Annotated in this window: 23 protein-coding genes; 10 read left to right on the top strand and 13 right to left on the bottom strand. The window is 72.4% G+C overall.

Features of this window, described 5'->3' with window-relative positions; all coding sequences use genetic code 11:
- Positions 1-34: 34 nt before the first annotated feature.
- Both ABD999_RS04630 and ABD999_RS04625 read left to right on the top strand, forming a co-directional pair.
- Entirely contained in the window at positions 35-994 is a 960-nt protein-coding gene (locus ABD999_RS04630) for a Ppx/GppA phosphatase family protein (RefSeq protein WP_148032015.1), read from the top strand.
- 80 nt (positions 995-1074) lie between these two features.
- Complete coding sequence (locus tag ABD999_RS04625; protein WP_187281195.1) at positions 1075-1248, top strand: hypothetical protein; 174 nt, start codon at positions 1075-1077, stop codon at positions 1246-1248.
- 5 nt (positions 1249-1253) lie between these two features.
- Here ABD999_RS04625 and ABD999_RS04620 read toward each other — a convergent pair whose 3' ends face one another.
- Positions 1254-1685, bottom strand: a complete 432-nt coding sequence (locus ABD999_RS04620; protein WP_148032014.1) for an ATP-binding protein — start codon at positions 1683-1685, stop codon at positions 1254-1256.
- A 72-nt stretch (positions 1686-1757) separates the two neighbouring features.
- Positions 1758-2078, bottom strand: a complete 321-nt coding sequence (locus ABD999_RS04615) for an STAS domain-containing protein (RefSeq protein WP_271279209.1) — start codon at positions 2076-2078, stop codon at positions 1758-1760.
- A 65-nt stretch (positions 2079-2143) separates the two neighbouring features.
- Between ABD999_RS04615 and ABD999_RS04610 the strand changes: the two genes are divergently transcribed.
- Entirely contained in the window at positions 2144-3082 is a 939-nt protein-coding gene (locus tag ABD999_RS04610) for a GNAT family N-acetyltransferase (protein WP_345482584.1), read from the top strand.
- Here ABD999_RS04610 and ABD999_RS04605 read toward each other — a convergent pair.
- From ABD999_RS04605 to ABD999_RS04585, 5 genes are all read right to left on the bottom strand, one after another.
- Complete coding sequence (locus ABD999_RS04605; RefSeq protein ID WP_271277442.1) at positions 3079-4374, bottom strand: AAA family ATPase; 1296 nt, start codon at positions 4372-4374, stop codon at positions 3079-3081. The two genes, ABD999_RS04610 and ABD999_RS04605, sit on opposite strands and share 4 nt — an antisense overlap.
- The gene (locus ABD999_RS04600; protein ID WP_271277443.1) at positions 4371-5798 is read right to left on the bottom strand and encodes a hypothetical protein; all 1428 of its coding nucleotides are present in this window, start codon (positions 5796-5798) and stop codon (positions 4371-4373) included. Before ABD999_RS04600 ends, ABD999_RS04605 begins: the two co-directional genes overlap by 4 nt.
- Positions 5795-6892: a hypothetical protein gene (locus tag ABD999_RS04595; protein WP_148032011.1), complete on the bottom strand. Its 1098-nt coding sequence runs from the start codon at positions 6890-6892 to the stop codon at positions 5795-5797. Before ABD999_RS04595 ends, ABD999_RS04600 begins: the two co-directional genes overlap by 4 nt.
- The gene (locus ABD999_RS04590; RefSeq protein ID WP_271277444.1) at positions 6889-7674 is read right to left on the bottom strand and encodes a hypothetical protein; all 786 of its coding nucleotides are present in this window, start codon (positions 7672-7674) and stop codon (positions 6889-6891) included. The genes ABD999_RS04595 and ABD999_RS04590 overlap by 4 nt, the downstream gene beginning before the upstream one ends.
- 105 nt (positions 7675-7779) lie before the next feature.
- Positions 7780-9123 (bottom strand): MFS transporter, encoded by a 1344-nt coding sequence (locus ABD999_RS04585; protein ID WP_219544367.1) that lies wholly within the window; start codon positions 9121-9123, stop codon positions 7780-7782.
- A gap of 195 nt (positions 9124-9318) precedes the next feature.
- On the opposite strand from ABD999_RS04585, the gene ABD999_RS04580 reads away from it, so the two are divergent.
- From ABD999_RS04580 to ABD999_RS04570, 3 genes are read left to right on the top strand one after another with little or no spacing between them, the layout of a single operon-like run.
- Positions 9319-10161 (top strand): shikimate dehydrogenase, encoded by an 843-nt coding sequence (locus ABD999_RS04580; protein ID WP_271277445.1) that lies wholly within the window; start codon positions 9319-9321, stop codon positions 10159-10161.
- Between the two features lie 12 nt (positions 10162-10173).
- The gene (locus tag ABD999_RS04575) at positions 10174-11937 is read left to right on the top strand and encodes a bifunctional sugar phosphate isomerase/epimerase/4-hydroxyphenylpyruvate dioxygenase family protein (protein WP_271277446.1); all 1764 of its coding nucleotides are present in this window, start codon (positions 10174-10176) and stop codon (positions 11935-11937) included.
- A gap of 37 nt (positions 11938-11974) precedes the next feature.
- Positions 11975-12628 (top strand): TetR/AcrR family transcriptional regulator, encoded by a 654-nt coding sequence (locus ABD999_RS04570; protein ID WP_148032007.1) that lies wholly within the window; start codon positions 11975-11977, stop codon positions 12626-12628.
- On the opposite strand, the gene ABD999_RS04565 is transcribed toward ABD999_RS04570, so the two are convergent.
- The 6 genes from ABD999_RS04565 to ABD999_RS04540 form a co-directional block, all read right to left on the bottom strand.
- Entirely contained in the window at positions 12616-14028 is a 1413-nt protein-coding gene (locus tag ABD999_RS04565; protein ID WP_271277447.1) for a dihydrolipoyl dehydrogenase family protein, read from the bottom strand. The genes ABD999_RS04570 and ABD999_RS04565 overlap by 13 nt on opposite strands.
- 88 nt (positions 14029-14116) lie before the next feature.
- Positions 14117-14809 carry a class I SAM-dependent methyltransferase gene (locus ABD999_RS04560; protein WP_271277448.1) on the bottom strand — a complete coding sequence of 231 codons (693 nt, stop codon included), beginning with the start codon at positions 14807-14809 and terminating at the stop codon, positions 14117-14119.
- Positions 14810-14841: 32 nt separating this feature from the next.
- Positions 14842-15663, bottom strand: a complete 822-nt coding sequence (locus ABD999_RS04555) for an ABC transporter permease (RefSeq protein ID WP_148032004.1) — start codon at positions 15661-15663, stop codon at positions 14842-14844.
- Positions 15660-16379: an ABC transporter ATP-binding protein gene (locus ABD999_RS04550; protein ID WP_271277449.1), complete on the bottom strand. Its 720-nt coding sequence runs from the start codon at positions 16377-16379 to the stop codon at positions 15660-15662. The genes ABD999_RS04555 and ABD999_RS04550 overlap by 4 nt, the downstream gene beginning before the upstream one ends.
- A gap of 27 nt (positions 16380-16406) precedes the next feature.
- Complete coding sequence (locus tag ABD999_RS04545; RefSeq protein WP_271277450.1) at positions 16407-17360, bottom strand: phosphotransferase family protein; 954 nt, start codon at positions 17358-17360, stop codon at positions 16407-16409.
- On the bottom strand, positions 17357-18538 hold the full coding sequence (locus tag ABD999_RS04540) for an acyl-CoA dehydrogenase family protein (protein ID WP_148032001.1): 1182 nt from the start codon (positions 18536-18538) through the stop codon (positions 17357-17359). The genes ABD999_RS04545 and ABD999_RS04540 overlap by 4 nt, the downstream gene beginning before the upstream one ends.
- A gap of 46 nt (positions 18539-18584) precedes the next feature.
- On the opposite strand from ABD999_RS04540, the gene ABD999_RS04535 reads away from it, so the two are divergent.
- The 4 genes from ABD999_RS04535 (at position 18585) to ABD999_RS04520 (ending at position 20966) form a co-directional block, all read left to right on the top strand.
- Positions 18585-18911, top strand: a complete 327-nt coding sequence (locus ABD999_RS04535; RefSeq protein ID WP_271277451.1) for a DUF6285 domain-containing protein — start codon at positions 18585-18587, stop codon at positions 18909-18911.
- 180 nt (positions 18912-19091) lie between these two features.
- Complete coding sequence (locus tag ABD999_RS04530; RefSeq protein WP_271277452.1) at positions 19092-19757, top strand: lytic polysaccharide monooxygenase auxiliary activity family 9 protein; 666 nt, start codon at positions 19092-19094, stop codon at positions 19755-19757.
- Between the two features lie 158 nt (positions 19758-19915).
- On the top strand, positions 19916-20380 hold the full coding sequence (locus ABD999_RS04525) for a VOC family protein (protein ID WP_345482582.1): 465 nt from the start codon (positions 19916-19918) through the stop codon (positions 20378-20380).
- 187 nt (positions 20381-20567) lie between these two features.
- Positions 20568-20966 (top strand): hypothetical protein, encoded by a 399-nt coding sequence (locus ABD999_RS04520; protein WP_271276541.1) that lies wholly within the window; start codon positions 20568-20570, stop codon positions 20964-20966.
- The last annotated feature ends 8 nt before the right edge of the window (positions 20967-20974 follow it).

The raw sequence follows: 20974 nt of genomic DNA, 5'->3' as shown, positions 1-20974 counted from the left end.
CGCGGGCGAAGCGCCTGCCTGTAGCGTCATCGCCATGCGACTCGGCGTGCTGGACATCGGCTCGAACACCGTCCATTTACTCGTCGTGGACGCCCACCGCGGCGGCCGTCCCATTCCGGCGTTCTCCCACAAGGAGGAGCTGCGCCTCAGCGAGCATCTCGGCCCGGACGACAAGCTGTCCGCCGAGGGCGTGGACCGGCTGCGCGCGTTCGTCGAGCAGGCCGTGGTCATCGCCGAGGACAAGGGCGTGGAGGAGCTGCTGGCCTTCGCCACCTCCGCCGTGCGCGAGGCCGCCAACGGCGAGCGGGTGCTGGAGAAGGTCCAGCGGCACACCGGCGTGCTCATCGACGTGCTGTCGGGCCGCGACGAGGCGAGGCTGACGTTCCTGGCGGTGCGCCGCTGGTTCGGCTGGTCGTCCGGGCGGCTGCTGGCCTTCGACATCGGCGGCGGCTCCCTGGAGATCGCGGCCGGGGTCGACGAGGAGCCCGACGTCGCGGTGTCGCTGCCGTTCGGCGCCGGGCGGCTGACCCGCGACTGGTTCACCGCCGACCCGCCGTCCGCCGACGAGGTGCGCCGGCTGCGCCGACACGTGCGCGCCGAGATCGCCCGCACCGTCGGCTCCGTCGTCCGCTACGGCGGGGCCGACCGGGCGGTGGCCACCTCCAAGACCTTCAAGCAGCTGGCCAGGATCGCCGGGGCGGCACCGTCCAGCGACGGCGTCCACGTGCCGCGCTCGCTGTCGCGCCAGGACACCGCCGACTGGGCCGCCAAGCTGACCGCCATGACGGCCGCCGAGCGGGCCGAGCTGTCCGGCGTGTCGGCGGGGCGGGCGGCCCAGCTCGCGGCGGGCGCGATCGTGGCCGACGCGGTGATGGACCTGTTCGAGGTGGAGCGGCTGGAGATCTGCCCGTGGGCGCTGCGCGAGGGCGTCATCCTGCGCCGGCTGGACGCGCTGCCGGGACGGCTGGAGGCGCCCGACGGAGCCACCGAGTAAGAGGGATATATCGCCACATAACAGGCAACTGACCGCGATGAAACTGCAGAGAACGAGCACCGGCGGGCAACTCTGACGGGGTGTGGACGTTGCTCGGCGCGATCGGCTCGCTGCTGGTCGCCCTCTCCCTGTCGTTCCTCGCGGTGCTGGGCATCGCGGTGGCCGTGCTCATCTGGCTGGCGCTGATGGCCTCGATGAGCGGGATCGTCCTGACACACGGCGGCTCCGCCCGGCGGAGCGGCCGTGAGCCATGACGTCCTCACGTCCGGATGAAGTGCGGCCCCGCCGCGCCCGGTGAGTAGCGCAGCCGCTTCTCCAGGCACACCACCGCGCCGTTCTCCCGCTTGTTGGTGAAGCGGACGTCGTCGGCCAGCGCCCGCATGATCTGCAGCCCCCGCCCGTTCTCGGACCCGGGCGTCGCGTCCCTGACCGACGCCGGATCGAAACCATGGCCGGTGTCGACCACCCGGATCACGCACAGATCGTCGTAGACCATGGCGCTCACCGTGTACTCGTCGCTCGGCGCGGCATGCTTGACCACGTTGGAGCACGCCTCCGTCAACATGAGCTCGATGTCGTCCCGGATCTCCGGCTCCACACCCAGCGAGTTCAGCGTGCCGTCGAGCATCTGCCGGATGAGCGGCACGCTCGCCGCGTCCCTGGGCAGCCGCAGCGCCATCGTGGTCTCCACCGGCGCCTCCCTTCCGTGTCGAGAATGCCTCTGCCCATGATCCGGCGAAGCATTCGTTACGGAAGGAGACGCTCAGCCCGGCGGCAGGCCGAACAGGCGGTCGAGCGCGGTCATCCGCATCAGGTTGCGCAGATAGGGCGTGACGGCGACCACCCGCAGCACCGCGTCCTCGGCGGCCACCCGCTGGTAGAGGCGGACCAGGGCCGCCAGCCCCGACGAGTCGATGAACCCCAGCCCCGACAGGTCGACGTCCACCCGCTCGAATCCGTCACCCAGCAGGACCGACGACAGCTCGTCCGCGGTGTCGAAATCGAGGTCACCGCGGACCGCGAGCTGGACCGTTGTCTTGTCGGACGAGTCGATCTCGATCTGCAGCGGGGTCTTGTCGGGCACCCTCACAGCCTAACCACCACGAAAATACGGCGCGCGGCGAGGGGCACAACCATGACAATCACCCCATGCATCACTTCAGCCGACCGGGTGCCGGAGACGCCCCGGCCATCCACGAGCTCAGCGCCGCCTGCGACACCGAAGTGCTCGGACGGCCCGACCTCACCCTCGACGACATCGCGGGCGAGCTCGCCGAGCCCGGCTTCGACCTCGACAGCGACGCCTGGCTCGCGCACGGCCCGGACGGCCGCCTCGACGGCTGGGCGTGGGCGCGCCGCCAGGGCGCGAGCGAGATCGTCGACGCCGACGTGATCGTCCGCCCCGGCGTGGCCGGTCTCGCCGAGCGGCTCTGGCCGCTCGTGCTGGAGCGCGCGGGCGCGCTCGCCCGCGAGGCGGGCCACCCCGCCGCCGTCACCGACGTCGGCGTCTACCGGGCCGACCGGGCCAAGCAGGCGCTCGTCACCGGGTACGGGTTCGCGGCCGCCACCAGCTTCCACCGCATGCGCGTCGACTTCGACGGCCCCGTCGAACCACCTGAGCCGCCGCCCGGCGTCACCCTGCACGGCGGCCAGAACGAGCAGGTCCGCCGCGAGGCCCACGAGGTGTACCAGGAGGGCTTCGCCGACCACTTCGGCCACGCCTACGTCGACTACGACCGCTGGTACGCCCGCAGGCAGGCGATCCCCACCACCGACTGGAGCCAGCTCACCCTGGCCAGGGTGGACGGCCGCGCGGCCGCGATGGTGCTCGGCAACAACCAGTTCGCCGCCGACGAGGGCTGCGGCTACGTCGACACGCTCGCCGTGCGGCCCGAGTTCCGCGGCCGGGGCCTGGGCCGCCTGCTGCTGCGCACCGCCATCGCCGCCGACGCCGCCCGCGGCCGCGAGGGCACGATCCTGCACGTCGACACCAACAACACCACCCCCGCGCTGGGCCTGTACGAGTCGGAGGGGATGCGCCCGGTCCTCGTCATCGACATCTGGCGGCGCACCGTCGAAGCCGGTTAGACCCGGTGGGCCGCCAGGTGGTCCAGCACCGCCTGGTTGGCCTCCCACCCGTCGGGGAACTTCACCGGCACCCCGAGCTGCACCGGCTCCGCCGACGGATGCGCGTCGAGCAGCTCGGCGATGCCCGCCCTGGCCACCACCACGCACGCGTGCCGGTGCCGCGACGCCAGCACGCACAGCCGCCCCGACTCCAGGTGGAAGGCGGTCGCGTCGCGCCGCCCCGACAGCGGGTGCAGCACGATCGTCACGTCGTACTCGCGGCCCTGCAGCCGGTTGGCGGTGTCGACGGTGATCTCCGGCGGCAGCCCGGCGTTCCTGATCGCCGCCACCTGGTCGCGGTGGGCCGCGCCGACTGCGATCCGGTCGGCCGTCACCGGCCGCTCGCCCTGCTCCGAACTCGCCACCGCGCCGCGCTGCATCAGCCGTGCCGCCAGCAGCGCCACCGCCTCCACCGCTTCGGCGTCGGTGCGCACGGTGTGCCGGTTCGGCAGCTCCAGCAGCGCCCACCCGGAGCGGGCCGCCTCCTCCAGCGCCCGGTCGTGCACCGTGCCCATGCCGCCGGTGACCAGCTCCAGCCGCCGGTCGCCAGGCCCGGTGCCCGACCGGAACCCGGTGAACGGGTAGAACGCCCGCGACACCACCGGCGCCGCCGACGAGGGCAGCCGCCACGACACCGGCAGCCGGTGCACCGGCAGGTCGGGGTTGTGCCGCAGCAGCACCGACACGGCGCTCTGCAGCGGATCCCACGACAGCCCCGACCACCGGTCGCCGTCCACGATGGAGAACGGGTCGAGCTGCCCGGGGTCGCCCACGAACAACGCCCGCTCGAACAGCCCGGCGATGCGCAGCAGCTTGTCGGAGCGCATCTGGTAGGCCTCGTCCACGATGGCCCACGGCCACGTCCGGCCGCTGATCCAGGCCCACTTGTCGGCGGTGGCGATGACGACGTCCGGATCGCCGAGGTCCTGGACGCGGGTGCCGAAGGTCACCCCTGGCAGCTCCAGCATCCGCTTGCGCGGCACGTAGCCGCCCGCCGACAGCCGGCCCACCGTGAGCCGCGGATGCTTCTCGCAGATCCGCGTCACCAGGTCGTCCACCTGCTCGTTCGTCTGGGCGACGATCATCAGCGGCTCGCCGGTGGCGGCCAGGTGCGCCGCCGCCCGCACCACGAGCGTGGACTTGCCCGCGCCGGGCGGCGAGTCGACCACCACGCCCCGGTGGCCCGGCAGGTCGGCCAGCACCCGCCGGATGACCTCCTCAGGCGTGGGCTCAGGCGTGGGCTCAGGGATCACGACCACTCCTCCCGGGCGTCCTCGTCGGCCGGTTCGTACGGGCGCGGCGGGCCGCCGTGGGTCCACGGCGTCGCCTCCGGCTCCGGCAGCGCCGCCGCGCCCTGGAACTCGTCGGTCAGCGAGCTGTAGCAGACCCGCTCGCCGATCTCCGGCACCGCGCCGGGCGCCGGGGTCTTGCCCCGCCCCATGCCCTTGGTGATCTTCAAGGTGACCAGGCCGTCGCCCGCCGACACCAGCTCGGCCCCCTGCCCGCGCCGTTCCGGCGTGCCCAGCGAGGTGCCGGGCGGGATCCGTACGGGATCGTCGGTCTTGACCGTCACCAGCGGGCGCAGCTTGCGCGAGCGGCCCTCGCCCTCGGTGTTGCCGGGCACCGTGTCGACGACCTCGCCCGCGAACGCCTCGCCCGTGAGCCGGTACTCGGCCATCACCAGCGGGTCGTCGTAGGCGCGCTGCACCTCGTAGGCGGCCTGGGCGCGTTCCATCCGCGAGAGCCGGGCCGCCGCGGCCACCGCGCCGTCGCGGCGGGCCTGCGGCGGCGCCCCCTCCGCGAGCTGCGCGGTCATGCCGCTGAACGAGCCGCGGTCGTGCTCCCACCGCTGCGCCACGCTCGCGCCCGGCTCCAGGCCGCGCAGCAGCTCGACGGCCCGCCACACCAGCCGCCACGTCGGCTCCAGCTGGGTGCGCAGCGCCTCGGTGATCCGCTCGGCCGATCCGCTCTCCATCGCCGGCGCCAGCACCTCCGCGTCGAACCCCGGATCGGTGGCCGGGCCGGCCGGCGGCCAGATCAGCGGGTCCTCGGCCGCGTCGTCGGGCCCGTCGGTGATCCAGGCGAGCAGCGCCGCCAGGTTGGCGTCCTCCAGCGCGCTCTGCCCGCTCGCCCAGTGGCGGGCCAGCTCGTCGGTCGCGGCCAGCATGAGCGACGAGCCGGGGTACGCGGCGCGCTCGGCGAAGTACGTCAGCCACCGGCCGAGCAGCGGCACCCCCTCCGGCACCGGGAACGGCCCGTCGGTGCGCCGGAACCGGGTGGAGCGGCCGAGCAGCCGGGTGAAGGCCACCCCGGCCCGGTTCGGCACGATCAGCTGCGGCGCGTCCAGCGCCCGCTCGTACGGGTCGGCGCCGCGCCGCTCCACCGTCTCGGTCTCGGCCGTGAAGCCCGCCACGTACGGCAGCAGCACCCCGGCCAGGTCGGCCGTCCAGGCGAAGCGCAGGTCGCGGTTGCGCGGCTGGGCCACCGCCAGCAGCCGCGGCTCGGCGGGGTCGGTGCCCAGCATGGCGGCCAGCGGCGCCGCCGCCTCACCCGACAGCTTCAGCGGGATGAACACCATCGGCCGCGCCGACAGGTGGCAGTGGCGGACGGTCGCGATCGGCTGCGCGACGCCCTCGTCGATCGCCCGCAGCCGGGCGAGCGAGGTGAGCAGGCTCACGCCAGGCACTCCCGCCGCAGCCGCTCGGCGCCGCGCAGCAGCCGGGCGATCTCCTCCTGGCCCTGCGCGGGCGCGCGCGAGCCGTCGGCCAGCGCCAGCGCCTCCCGCACCGACGCCACCCCGCCGAGCTCGTCGCGGACGGCGCGGCCCAGCAGATCGGACGCGCCCTCCTGGCGGGCCTCGTCGCGGCAGAAGAAGCACAGGTCGCACGTGGACAGGCAGTCGGGCGCGTAGCGGGCCTCCGCCCTGCGGACCGCGTCGGCCAGCTCCGCGACCGGCCTGGCCGGCCGCCCGTCGGCGTCCGGCGCCAGGTCGAACGTCACGTCCTCGGGCAGCGCGTCCAGCAGCCGGTCCAGGCTCGTCATCCGGGAGAGCTGGCGGCGCAGCACCGCGAGCTGGCGGCGCACGTCGACCAGCGTCGCCACCGGACGGTTGGCGAAGTTCTCCGGGCAGACCAGCACCACGTCGTCGGCCACCCGGAGCGGGTCGTGGCCCAGCTCCTCCAGCAGCGTCCGCAGCGCCAGCACGTACACCGCCGCCTGCCGCGCGGCCGCCGCCACCGCGGCCGGGTCGGCCTGCCCGTCGACCACCGCGAACGACTTGATCTCCACGATGTGGAACCGGCCGCCGAGCTGGAACGCGACCACGTCGGGCTCCAGATAGGCGGTGTGGCCGGCGATGCCCAGCGTGAACAGCGGGTGGTCGTAGACGGTGCCCACGCCCTCGCCCCTGGCCGCGCGGTCGATCAGCGCGCGGGTGTGGGTGTGGCGCAGGTGGGCGCCGACGTTCTCCACGTCGTGGTAGGCCACCTCGTCGATCGGCAGGCCGAGCAGCTCGCGCAGCATCCGGATCAGCTCCGCGCACCCGTCGGCCTTCACCAGCGCCTCGAACGCGTTGCCCCGGGTGATCGCGAACGGCGACTGGCCGAACGGGGCGGGGAACCCCAGGTGGCGGGCGACGGCGTCCTTGTCGATCCCGGCGCCGTCCATGAGCGCCCGCCGCGTGCAGCCGGGGTTGGCCGCCAGCGCGGCGATCGCCCTGGCGTCGTGCGGCTTCGGCGGTGTGGTGCCGCGCAGCGCGTCGAGCCGGTTCATCGGCCGCCTCCCATAGCCATGACTGATCTTGGAACAGTGGTCAGCGTAGTGGCCCCGAACAGCCGGGCCACGTCATCGAGCTGGGTGTCGGCGCGTCCCGCCAGCTCCGCGCGGTCGCCGGCGTCGCGCCCGGCGTGCACGGCCAGCTCCCGCCGCGCCGCCTCGGCCACCCGCGCCGGGTCGGGCGGCACCTCGTCACCGGCGCCAGGGATGTTGCGTGCCATCCTGGATAACAGCCGGTCGCCGTCGGGCGAGCGCCGCCCCGCGGTGTGCTCGGCGATCCGGATCGCGCAGGTGAGGAAGTCGACGCGAGGGCTGAGCGGGCCCACCACCCGGCGCTCCACCGGCCACGTGCTGACGGTGAGGTAGCCGCGGGCGGGGGAGAGCCGGTCGGTCAGCGCCGCGCACAGGTAGTAGGGCCGCCCGAACGGCGACGAGCGGAACGAGCGCTCCTCGTCCCTGCGCAGGCTGGTGAGCTGGGAGCTGCGGATCGTGCCGGCCAGGAACGCGCCGCTCACCGCCACCACCAGCCGGGCCTGCGCGGGCGCGCCCAGCAGCTCCAGCGCCTGGTGCACCTGCTCGCGCACGGTCACCAGCCGCGGCCCCTGCGTCTTCCCTGCGGGCTTCTCGCCGCTCACCAGGGAGTCCCACGCCTTCTCGGCGGTGCGGAGCTCGGCCCGCAGCGCCCTGGCCGCCGAGCCGTCCCTGGCCCGCATGGCCCTGCGCACACCGGCCCTGAGCTCGTCGATGCGCCGTTCGAGCTCGTCCAGCCGGTCACTCATGGCGCGAGGGTATCAGGGGTTCCAGTAATTACCAGTATTTCGGTGCGTGTCCCGGAGATGCGTACGCGGCCGCACCCGGGAAGGGCGCGGCCGCGTACGGAAGGGTCAGGCGGAGGTGGTGACGCGGTCGGCGGGCGGGAGGCCGAGCTGGTCCGTGGGGACCTTGTGGGTCTCGCGCGCCGTGGCCACCGCCACCGCGCTGATCGCGCAGAGGATGGCGGTGAAGATGCCGACGCCGACCCAGCCCTGCAGGCCGAGCCAGCCTCCGGGGGAGACGATGCCGGCCGCCGAGGCGACGGCGAAGCCGGCGACGGCGAAGCCGATCTGGGTGCCGATGGCCATACCCGACAGCCGCACCTTGGTGGTGAACATCTCCCCGTAGAGCGAGGGCCAGATGCCGTTGGAGGCGCTGTAGACGACGCCGAGGGTGAGGATGCCGACCAGGAAGATCATCGGGTAGCTGCCGGAGTTGATCGCCGCCAGGTAGGCGAAGATCATGATCGGGCTGCCGACGGCTCCGATGAGGAACACGGGCTTGCGCCCGATCCGGTCCGACAGCATGGCCCACAGCGGGATGGCCAGCAGCGCGGCGGTGTTGGCCACGGTGCTCACCCAGAGCATGGTGGCCCGGTCCAGGCCGACGTTCTCGACGGCGTAGTTGAGCGCCCACACGGTGAAGATGGTGCTGACCGTCGCGATCAGCGCCGCGCACACCACCCGCACCACGCTCGCCCAGTGGTCGCGGAAGAGCAGCGACAGCGGCATCCGCGGCACCGTGCCCTGGGCCACCTCGCGCTCGAACGCCGGCGTCTCCTCCAGCTTGCGCCGGATCACCCAGCCGACCACGGCCACGATCACGCTCATCCAGAACGGCACCCGCCAGCCCCAGGACAGCAGCTGCTCCTCGGGCATGGCCGCCACCGGGATGAACACGACGGTGGCCAGGATCTGCCCGAACTGCGTGCCGTTGAGCGTGAAGCTGGTGTAGTAGCCGCGCCGGTGCTCGGGGGCGTGTTCCAGGGTCATGGAGTTGGCGCTGGCCTGCTCCCCGGCGGCCGACAGGCCCTGCATGATGCGCAGCACGACCAGCAGCACCGGGGCGAGGTCGCCGATCTGGTCGCGGCTCGGCAGGCAGCCGATGAGGAACGTCGACACGCCCATGAGCACGAGCGTGAACACCATGATGCGCTTGCGGCCGAACCTGTCGCCGACGTGACCGAGGATGAACGCGCCCACGGGCCTGGCGGCGTAGGCGACGCCGAAGCTGGCCAGCGACTGCAGGGTCGCCGTGGTGGGATCGGACTCGTCGAAGAACACCTTGGAGAAGATGAGGGCGGCGGCGCTGCCGTAGATGAAGAAGTCGTAGTACTCCAGCGCACTGCCTATCCAGGCCGCGACGGCCGCTTTGCGCGGCGTGCCCTGGCGGGCGCCGGGGGGTTGGTCGGTCACGATGGCTCCCTGTTGGTGCGGCGTCGTCAGTGTGGACCGTGCCCCCGTCCGGGCCCCGCACTTGTTACGAACTAGATAGTTAATTGCTCGCCATGCTCCTGTGACCGCGATCTCATGTCAAGAGTCTCTTCACGGGACGGCTCCGGAGATGTTATGACTAACTCACTAGTTCGTACATAACTCATGAGGGTGAGCATGACCTCCTACCTGATCGGGCTCATCGGCTCCGGCATCGGGCCGTCACTCAGCCCCGCCCTGCACGAGCGGGAGGCGGTCCGGCTCGGCATCCCGTACGTCTACCGCCTGATCGAGGCGGCCGACGCCGCCGAGGTGGGGGAGCTGGTCCGCGCCGCGCGGCGGTTCGGCTTCGACGGGCTGAACATCACCCATCCCTGCAAGCGGGCCGTGCTCCCGCACCTGGACGGGCTGTCGGCGGACGCGGCCACGCTGGGCGCGGTCAACACGGTGGTGTTCGACGGCGAGCGCGCCGTCGGGCACAACACCGACTGGACCGGCTTCGCCGAGTCGTTCGCGCGCGACCTGCCCGGCGCGCCCACCCGCCGGGTGACGCAGCTCGGCGCGGGCGGCGCCGGGGCGGCGGTCGCGCACGCGCTGCTCACGCTGGGCGCGGGCGAGCTGACGGTGGTGGACGCCGAGCCAGGCCGGGCCCGGGCGCTGGCGGGGGAGCTGGCCGAGCGGTTCGGCGCGGGCCGGGCGCGCCCGGCGGCCCCGGACGACCTGCCGGAGCTGCTGCCGGACGCCGACGGGCTGGTGCACGCCACCCCCACCGGCATGGCGGGGCACCCCGGCCTGCCGCTGCCCGCCGCCCTGCTCCGCCCGGACCTGTGGGTGGCCGACATCGTCTACCGGCCGCTGGAGACCGAGCTGCTGCGCCAGGCCCGAGCCCTGGGCTGCCGCACCCTCCACGGCGGCGGCATGGTCGTCTTCCAGGCGGCCCACGCCTTCCACCTGTTCACGGGCAGGAAACCGGACGCGGAGCGGATGCTCGCCCACCTGACCGAACTCGTCACCGCCTGACAGGAGGACGCCATGCGCAAGTCCATCGCGACCGTGTCGGTGAGCGGCACGCTGACCGAGAAGCTGGAGGCGATCGCCGCGGCCGGCTTCGACGGGGTGGAGGTGTTCGAGAACGACCTCGTCGCCTGCCCGCTGCCGCCCGAGGAGATCCGCCTGCGGGCGGACGACCTGGGGCTGGGCATCGACATGTACCAGCCGCTGCGCGACTTCGAGGCGGTGCCCGACGACGTGCTCAAGGGCAACCTGCGCCGCGCCGAGTACACGTTCGAGCTGATGAACCGGCTCGGCGCGGACACGCTGCTGGTCTGCTCGAACGTCTCCCCGGACGCCCTGCCCGACGACGAGCTGGCCGCCGCCCAGCTCCGCCTGCTCGCCGAGCGGGCCGCCGGGCACGGCATCCGGGTCGCCTACGAGGCGCTCGCCTGGGGACGGCACGTCAGCGAGTATCTGCACGCCTGGCGGATCGTGCGGACGGCCGACCATCCCGCGCTCGGCGTCTGCCTGGACAGCTTCCACATCCTGTCGCGCGGCTCCGACCCCATCGGCATCGAGGCGATCCCGGGGGAGAAGGTGTTCTTCCTGCAGCTCGCCGACGCGCCCCGGCTGGCCATGGACGTGCTGCAGTGGAGCCGCCACTACCGCTGCTTCCCCGGCCAGGGCGGCTTCGACGTGACGGGCCTGGTACGGCACGTGCTGGCCACCGGGTACGCGGGACCGCTGTCGCTGGAGGTGTTCAACGACGTCTTCCGGCAGTCCGACGCCCGCCGGACCGCGCTGGACGCGATGCGGTCGCTGATCGCGCTGGAGGAGGCGCTGACGCCGGACGGGGTGCCGCCGGTGGTGCCGTCCGGGTTCGCCTTCGCCGAGCTGGCCACCGAGGGCTCCGCCGAGCTCCCCGGGATCCTGTCGGCCCTCGGCTTCGCCCGTACCGGCACGCATCGGACGAAACCGGTCGAGCTCTGGGAGCAGGGCGGCGCCCGCGTCCTCCTCAACGCGGCCCCAGCGGAATCGGCCGACGAGGAGCCGGCGCTGGTGGCGATCGGGCTGGAGACGCCCGACCCGGCCGCTTCGGTGAAACGGGCCGGGAAACTGCTCGCGCCGGTGCTGCCGCGCGAGCGCGCGCCCCGCGACGCGCCGCTGGACGCCATCGCCGCCCCCGACGGGACCGCGCTGTTCTTCTGCCGCACCGGCCACGCCGACCACCCCGACTGGACGGCCGACTTCCCCCGTACGGAGCCCGTACCGGAAGGGGACGTGACCGGGATCGACCACGTCGCGCTCACCCAGCCCTGGCAGCACTTCGACGAGGCGTCGCTGTTCTACCGCGGCGTGCTCGGGCTGCGCCCGCAGGAGAGCCTGGAGGTCGCCGACCCGTACGGCCTGCTGCGCAGCCGCGCCATGGCCGGCGGCGGCACCCGCCTGGTCGTCAACATCGCCAGGACGGTCGCCCGCCAGGCGTCCCGGCAGCACGTCGCGTTCGCCGTCCGCGACCTGCGGGCGCTCGCCCGGCGGCTGCGCGCGGACCATCCCGGCCTGCTGCTGCCCATCCCGGCCAACTACTACGACAACCTGGAGGCCCGGTACGGGACGGACCCGGAGATCAGGGAGCTGGGGCTGCTGTACGACAGGGACGAGGAGGGCGAGTTCCTGCACCTGTACACGGTGACGGCGGGCCGGGTGTTCTTCGAGCTGGTGCAGCGGATCGGCGGCTACGACGGGTACGGCGCCGCCAACGCGGCCGTCCGGCTGGCCGTGCAGCACGCCGAGCGGTCATAGGATGAGGCGTATCGTCCCCGCCGTCCCGTGGAGTCACATGACCTCGCAGCCAGCCACCGGTGAGCGACGGCGCGACGCCGACCGCACCAGGGCGGAGATCCTCGAGGTCGCCCAGCGGGAGTTCGCCAGGCGCGGCTACGCGGGGGCGCGGGTCGACGAGATCGCCGAGCTGATGCGCACCACCAAGCGCATGATCTACTACTACTTCGGCAGCAAGGAGAAGCTCTACATCGCCGTCCTGGAGAAGGCCTACTCCGAGGTCCGCGCCGCCGAGCGCGACCTCGACGTGGAGCACCTGGCGCCGGTCGAGGCGATCCGCACGCTCGCGCAGCTGACCTTCGACCACCACGAGGCCCACCGCGACTTCATCAAGCTCGTCGCGATCGAGAACATCCACGGGGCCGAGCACATACGCAAGTCGCAGGCCCTGGCCAACCTCGGCACGCCCGTGCTCGGCGTCATCGAGCGCATCCTGGAGGCGGGCCGGGCCAGCGGCGACTTCGACACCGAGGCCGACGCCGTCGACGTGCACATGATGATCAGCGCGTTCTGCTTCTTCCGGGTGGCCAACCAGCACACGTTCGGCGCGCTGTTCGGGCGCGACATGGCCGCGCCCGAACACCGCGACCGGCTGCGCCGCATGGTGGGCGAGATGACCGTCGCCTACCTGCGCGGCGGTCACAAACCGTAGGCCTCCAGCAGCCGCAGCCACACCTCGCTCACCGTCGGGAACGACGGCACGGCGTGCCAGAGCCGCTCCAGCGGCACCTCGCCGGTCACCGCGACGGTCGCCGAGTGCAGCAGCTCGGCCGTGCCCGGCCCGGCGAACGTTACACCCAGCAGCACCTTGCGGTCCTCGTCCACCACCGCCTTGGCCCGGCCGCGGTAGCCGTCGCCGAGCAGGTAGGCGCCGGACACGTCCGCGAGATCGTACTCGACTGCCCGCACCCGGAACCCGGCCTCGCGGGCGGCCGACTCGGTGCGCCCGACCGAGCAGATCTGCGGGTCGGTGAACACCACCTGCGGCGGCCCGAACCCGTCGGCGACCGCGCGCATCCCCGGCAGGTCGTCGGCCTCGCCCCTGGCCCGGGCCGCGATGACGTCACCGCACGCCCGCGCCTGGTACTTGCCCATGTGGGTGAGCAGGTTGCGCCCGTTGACGTCGCCCACCGCGTACAGCCAGCCGCCGTCCACGCCGGTGGCGCGCAGGCTGTCGTCCACCTCGACCGGCCGGTCCGCCGGCAGCCCGACGCTCTCCAGCCCCAGCCCCTTGGTGGCGGGTCTGCGGCCGGTCGCGACCAGCACCTCGTCGGCCTCGATCGGCGGGCCCTCCGGCAGGTGGACGGTCACCTTGCCGCCCGGCTCCGGCCGCTCCACCCGCTCCGCCGAGGTGTGCGGCCGCACGTCGATCCCGGCGGCCGCGAACGACTCGGCCAGCAGCTCACCCGCGAACGGCTCCATCCGCTCCAGCAGCCCTCCGCCGCGCACCAGCATCGTCGTCTGCCTGGCGCCCAGCCCGTGCATGGCCTGCGCCATCTCGCAGCCGACCACGCCGCCGCCGATCACCGCGAGCCGGTCGGGCACCGAGGAGGCGGCGGTCACCTCGTGGCTGGTCCACGGCTCCGCCTCCCTCAGCCCCGGCACCGGCGGCACCGAGGCGACGCTGCCGGTCGCCAGCACCACGGCGTGGCGGGCGGTCAGCACCCGCTCGCCGCCGTCCGGGGTGTCCACGACGACCCGGCGCGGGCCGTCGAGCCTGCCGCGCCCGCGCACGAAAGTGGCGGGCACGCTCTCGATCCACCCCACCTGGCCGGCGTCGTCGTAGCGGCTGACCGCCTCGTCGCGGCGGGCCAGCACCGCCCGCGTGTCGATCGGCCCCACCTCCAGGCCCGGCACCCGGGACACGTCGGCGGCCAGCTCGACCGGGCGCAGCAGCGCCTTGCTCGGGATGCACGCCCAGTAGGAACACTCGCCGCCCGCCAGCCGCTCCTCCACGACCGCGGCCGACAGCCCGCCGCGCACCGCCCGCTGGGCGACGTTCTCACCGGCCGGGCCTGCTCCGATCACGATGACGTCGAACTCGTCGGACACGGTTACCTCCCGGATGGCGTTTCCCCTGGGGGCAGTCTGCCAGTCGATCAGCGCCCGCTCCAGAGCCCTCACCGAGCGGCGGAACCGGTCACGAACCGGTCGAGGGCACCGCCCTCACCCAGGTTCTGTCGTCGGTCAGGAACCGGTCCAGCCGCAGCCCCGCCGCCTCAAGGGCGGCCGCCAGCTGGTCGTCCGACAGCCGCCGCGAGGTGAACGACTGCGTCCACTCGTGCTCCCCGCACACGGACCGCATGGTGGCGTTGACCACGCCGGGAGCGACCTCCTCCAGCGCCGACATCTCGATCCGCATGTCGCCCTCGGTGCGGCCGCGGCCGACCTCCCAGGCGTCGTGCCGCTCCGGCGGCGTCCACTGGATCAGCACCGCCCCGTCCCCGGCCACGTGCCGCGCGCACGCCTCCAGCAGGCCGTGCCGTCCCTCCTCGTCGGCGGTGTGCACGAGGTTCGAGGCCATCAGCACCCCGTCGAAGCGCCGCCCCAGCCGCAGGTCCTGGATACGGGTGCACACGGTTTCCGCGCCGCGCACCTCGGCCAGCATCTCGGCCGACTCGTCGACGGCGACCACCTCGTAGCCGCGTTCGATCAGGGCGTGCGTCACCCGCCCCACGCCCGCCCCCAGGTCGAGCACCGACCCGCCGGCCGGCACCTGGCCGGCCACGACGTCCGGCTCCTCGCGCGGCTTGATCCTCTTGTAGACCTCGACGGAGGAACCGTCGGGGGTGATGGCCCCGGACCCGGTCCCGCTGTTCGGAGTGATCTTCATGCGTTCGACACTAATCCCGGAAGGACTCGCCGTCAGTCGCCGAACCGGGACAATTTCCCGTGCCGCCGGGCATACCGCAACGCCCACCCGAACAGCGCCAGCGTCGCCGCCACGTAGACCACGTTCAGCCCCGCCGCCCACGCCATCCGGTCCCACGGCACCGCGCCGCCCGCCATGACCGTGCGCATCCCCTCGAACACGTGGGACGCGGGCGTGAACCAGGCCACCACCCGCAGCGGCTCCGGCAGCACCGAGACCGGGTAGAAGATCCCCGCCAGCGGCTGCACCACGAACACCAGCGACCAGGCGATCACCTGCGCGTTCTCGCCGAACCTGAGCACCGCCGAGATGCCGACCAGCCCGAGCGACCAGCCGAACACCAGCAGCACCCCCATGAACGGGACCAGCCCCACGCCCAGGGTCATCACCCCGAACCCGTACAGCGCGTACGCCAGCCCCGCCATGACCATGACCGCGACCGCCACCTTGCCCAGCGCGAACAGCATCAGCCCGGTCACGTACTCCACGCTGGACAACGGGCTGACCTGGACGTTCAGCAGATTCCTGGACCAGATGTCCTCCAGGAAGGCGATGGAGATCTCGTTGCTGGCCTTCTGCAGCACCTGCCACAGCAGCACCGCGCCGAGCAGGAACGTGACCACGAACGGCACCCGCTGCGACTGCAGGAAAAGCGTCACGAACCCCCACAGCACCAGCTCGACCGTCGGCCAGAACAGGATCTCGAACATCCTGATCGGGCTGCGCCGCAACGCCGCGAAGTCGCGCCGCACCACGCCGAGGATCCGCTGCCGCCGGGCGGCCGCCCCGAGCGGGGGCAGCGTCAGAGTCGTCATCCGCGCGCCACCTTCAGGAACACCTCTTCCAGGTCCACGGCCCCGTAATGACCGGCCAGCTCCGCGGCCGTCCCCGCGGCGACGATCCGCCCGGCCGCCATGAAGCAGATGCGGTCGCACATCCGCTCCACCTCGCGCATGTTGTGCGAGGTGATCAGCATCGCGCTGCCGTTCTCCCGGGCCACCCGCGACAGCAGGCCGCGGATGCGGTCGCCCGCGTCGGGGTCGAGGTTGGCCGTCGGCTCGTCGAGCACCAGCAGCCGGGGCGCGTTGAGCAGCGCCTTGGCCAGCTGCACCCGGGTGCGCTGGCCCGACGACAGGTCCATCATCCGCCGCCCGCGCAGCGGCCCCAGCTCCAGCAGCTCGATCATCTCCGCCACCCGCGCCTTCGGCCGCCGCACCGCGTAGAGGCGGGCGAACGCGTCCAGCACCTCGTGCACCAGCAGCGGCCCAGGGAGGTCCACGTAGCTGGCGGCGAAGTTGACCTGGCTGAGCACCTCGACGCGGTGCCGCGCCAGATCCATCCCGAAGACCCGCACCTGGCCCGCGTCGGGAGTGATCAGCCCCAGCAGCATGTGGAGCGTCGTCGACTTGCCCGCCCCGTTGAGGCCGAGCAGCCCCACGACCTCGCCGGGGCCTACGCCGAAACTCACCTCGTCGACCGCGGTGACCGGGCCGAACCGCTTGACCAGCTTGATCGCCTCGAGGATGGCCACCGCTTCAGCGTGCTGCCCCGGCGTGAGTCACCGCAACGGGTTTTCCTCCAGCATGGCCAGCAGGTCCCACTCGTTCTCGCACACCCGCCGCCCGATCGCCGCCAGTTCCACCGACCGCGACTCGCCGGTGAGGTGCCGCCGGGCCTGCACGACGCAGATGACGCCCCACTTGAGCACCCCGAACGTCTCCCACCAGCGCAGCGCCTCCCGGTCCACCGGGTGTCCCGACGCCTTCTCGTACGAGGTCACGAGGTCGTCGTAGGACCCGAAACCGCCCACCGGCAGCGGCGACCCGAACCGCCACGCCTTGACGCACAGCCAGCCGAGGTCCTCCAGCGGGTCGCCGGCGTGCGCCAGCTCCCAGTCGAGCACCGCCCTGACGCCCTCGGGCCCGACGATCAGGTTGCCGTTGCGGAAGTCGCCGTGCACCACGGTCCGCCGGCCGCGCTCCGGCCGCGCCGCCGCCAGGCGCCGCAGGGCCAGCTCGAAGACCGGATGCGGCTCCCCGGCCATGTCCAGCGCCGCCCGCCACTGATCCAGCGGATCGTCCGCCGCGCCTGCCGCGCCGGCCTGGGGGAGCGCGGACAGCGGCATCCGGTGGATCGCCGCCAGCGCCTTACCGCACTGCGCGGCCAGCCGCGGCCTCGCCTCGCGGAAGGCGTCGTCCCGCAGGATCCGCCGCGGGATCGTCTCACCCTCGATCCGCTCCATGAGCACGTACGCATCAGCCGCCGCCACCACGCCGGGCACCGGCACCCCGGCCTCCCGCGCGGCCCGGATCAGCCCCGCCTCGGCCGCCAGCCCGGCACCGAGCCCGCCGTCGGCCCCCGACCGCAGGATCAGCGGATGGCGTACCCCGTCAGGCGTGACCACGTCCAGCGCCCACGTCTCCCGCGAGGCCCCGCCCGGCAGCCGCACCCGTCCCTCGACCGAGGCCCCGCAGCCGAAGGCCTCCCGCACCACCGCGTCGACGTCGGTCACCGGAGCCCGAACTCCCAGTTGCCGCCGCCCGCGTACTCGCCGAGTATCCGCCGCCCCACCGAGTCGATGTGCACCTCGTCCGGCCCGTCGTAGATCCGCCCGGCCCGCGCGTGCCGGTACATCCGGTCAAGCGGCGTGTCCGGAGTCAGCCCCGCCGCCCCGTGCACCTGGATCGCCCGGTCGATCACGTTGTGCAGCATCCGCGCCCCGACCACCTTGATCGCGCCGATCTCCACCCGCGCGCCGCCCCCGGCGTCGACCGCCTCCGCCGCCTGCAGCGTCAGCAGCCGCGCCGCCTGGATCTCCGCGTACGAGTCGAACACGTGCTGCCGCATCAGCTGCTTCTTCGCCAGCGGCTCGCCGAACGCCGTCCGCTCGTGCAGCCGGCGGCACATCAGGTCGAACGCCCGCTGCGCCTGCCCCAGCCACCGCATGCAGTGGAAGATCCGCCCCGGCCCGAGCCGCTTCTGCGCGATCACGAACCCGTGCCCGCGCGGCCCCAGCAGGTTGGCCGCCGGCACCCGCACGTCCTCGTACCGCACCTCGCAGTGCGACCCGTTCAGCCCGAGCACCGGCGTCTCCCGCACGATCGTGTAACCGGGCGTGTCCGTCGGCACCAGGATCATCGAGAACGCCAGGTGCGGCGGCGCGTCCTCCTCGGTCCGGCACATCACGGTCGTGTACGCCGCCTGCGACGCGCCCGTGGTGAACCACTTGTGCCCGCTCACCACCCACTCGTCGCCGTCGAGCACCGCCCGCGTCGCGATCTGCGTCGGGTCGCTGCTCGACACCGCCGGCTCGGTCATCGCGAAACTCGGCGAGATCTCGGCCCGCACCAGCGGCGCCAGATAGCGCTCCCGCTGCTCGGCGGTCCCGTGCTCGTACAGCATGAGCGAGTCCTGCAAGGTGTACGTGCCGAGCGCGAGCTGCCCGTACTCGCTGCGCCCCTGCACCTCGTTCACGTACACGTAGTCGAGGAACGGCAGCCCGCCGCCGCCCAGCTCCTTCGGGTGCCCGAGCGCCCAGAGCCCTTCCTTCTTCGCCTCCTCCTGCAGCTCGCGGAGCGCCTCCCGGCCGCCTTCCTCGATGGCGCGCTCCGCGGGCTCCACCCGCTCGGTCATGAACGCGTACACGGCATCCCGCAGCGGGCGGACCCTGTCAGGCACGGCGAAACTCATGCAAGGATCTCAACCGAAAACGACTGTCCGGTCAACGGAGAACAGCATGCACGACGCCCCGACATCTGCCCAGCTGGTCGCCGCGGTCCGTGAGTTCCTCGAAACGGACGTGCTCCCGGCGGCCGAGGGCCGGGTCCGCTTCCACACCAGGGTCGCCATCAACGTGCTCGCCATGGTCGAACGCGAGATCGAGCTCGGCCCGTCCCAGGCCCTCGACCACGAGACCCGCCTGGCGGCCCTCGGCGTCGCCTCCGACGCCGAGCTCGCCGCCGCGATCCGCGAGGGCCGCCTCGACGACAACCCCCTGCTGGCGCCCTTCCTGAAGGAGGCCGTACGCGCCAAACTCGCCGTCGCCAACCCCGGCTACCGCTGAAATTTTCACCCCGTACGAGCCCTCTTCGGAAAGCCCTTTCCCCAGCTCATCCCCTGGTAGGTTCGTCCACTTCAGCCCTTGACATCATGCCGTCATTGGCGTGGCCTTCAGCGGTCAGATACCGTCACCGGACGGAGCGCTCCCACCACCGGCCCCCTACCGGAACACGGAGACCGCACTATGTCCCACGCCGGACCCCGCCACCGGGCGCGGCGCATCCTCGCGCTGCTCGCCGCCACGGTGACCCTCCTCGCCATGCCCCTGACCGGCACCGCCTCGGCGCACGGCTCGATCGTCGACCCCGCCTCCCGCAACTACGGCTGCTGGCTGCGCTGGGGCAGCGACTTCCAGAACCCCGCCATGCAGCAGCAGGACCCGATGTGCTGGCAGGCCTGGCAGGACAACACCAACGCGATGTGGAACTGGAACGGCCTCTACCGCGACAACGTCGGCGGCAACCACCAGGCCGCCGTCCCCAACGGCCAGCTCTGCAGCGCCGGCCGGACCCAGGACGGCCGCTACCGCTCCATGGACACCCCCGGCGCCTGGACCATGACGAACGTCGGCAGCTCGTTCAGCATGCGGCTGTACGACCAGGCCCGCCACGGCGCCGACTACATCAGGGTCTACATCACCCGCCAGGGCTACGACGCCACCACGACCCCGCTCGGCTGGAACCACCTGGAGCTCGTCCGCGAGACTCCCCGGTACGCGCCCGCCGAGAACTACCTGATCACCAGCCTGACCAAGGGCTCGCGCACCGGCCGCCACGTGATCTACACGATCTGGAAGGCGTCCCACATGGACCAGACGTACTACTTCTGCAGCGACGTCAACTTCACCTGACCGTCGTCGTTTTTCCCGCGAGCGGCCGCGCGCATGGACGCGCGGCCGCTCGACGTCTTGCCTCCATTCGACGCCCGGATCCGGTTCGAGCACGATGGGGTGCGCGGCGTTCCAGGCATCACACGGGTGGGCCACGCCGGAGGATTTCTGTGGAGGGCATGACCATGTCGAGCGAGCGTCAGCCGAAGGCGGTCCGGCAGTTGCGTCTGGTTGTGGAGGCGGAGGATTACGAAGCGGCCGTCGCGTTCTATCGGGACGTGCTCGGGCTGCCGGAGCAGGCGGCGTTCTCCGGGGGTGACGGAGCCGAGGTGGTCATCCTGGAGGCTGGCCGGGCGACGCTGGAGATCGCCAATCCGGCGCAGAAGCGGATGATCGACGACGTGGAGGTGGGGCGGCAGGTGGCGCCCAAGTTCCGGGTCGCGTTCGAGGTGGACGACACGCGGGAGACCGTCGACCGTCTGACGTCGGCCGGAGCCGATGAGGTCGCGCCGCCGACCGTCACGCCCTGGCAGTCGCTGAACGCCCGCCTGGACGCGCCGGGTGGCATGCACATCACCGTGTTCCAGGAACTGCAGAGCCTGGAGGAGCGGGAAGCGATGGACGGATTCGGCACCGGGACCTGACTGCGTCAAGCCTCGTCTTTCCCGGTTGGCTGGAATGGGTGCAAGGGCCCGGTTCTTTTGACCTGCGCATTTGCGTCACGGTCGAAAAGATTGGCGCGGTTCCGCGAGGCTGGAAATCCTTGGGAGGGCAACCTCAGGCATCCGCCGAACACGGGAGTGCCAGTCCCTGACTTTCAGGAGTTTCTCGATGCGAAGCTCCATCCGATCGACCATTGCCGCCGCGATCGTCCGGCCCCTTGTCTTCGTAGCGTCACCGGCGAGCGCGGCGACCAGTGAGAGCGCCGCCTACTGGAATGACCGGCCGGTCGCCAAGGCATGGTTCAACAGCGGAACTCACAACATGAGCAAGGGCCGTAACTCGTTCACGCTGAAGGTCGAAGAGGGAGCGACCGAGGCAGGGCTCTACTGGGAAAGGCCCAGCGTTTCCGGTAGCGGGCAGATCGGACGTCTCTACGGGTCCGGAAACGAGGTCTCGTTCTCGATCTCCGGGGCCGTCAGTCCTCGTGTGCAGATCTGGTACCAGGTATGCGGAAAGATCAATGGGAAGAGTTACTGCGGACCCGGCCGCTTCGACTGGATTCAGTGACCGACGCG

This window comes from Nonomuraea ferruginea, from assembly GCF_039540635.1.
GTDB classification, from domain to species: domain Bacteria; phylum Actinomycetota; class Actinomycetes; order Streptosporangiales; family Streptosporangiaceae; genus Nonomuraea; species Nonomuraea ferruginea.
This window is presented reverse-complemented; position numbering and strand designations above follow the sequence as displayed.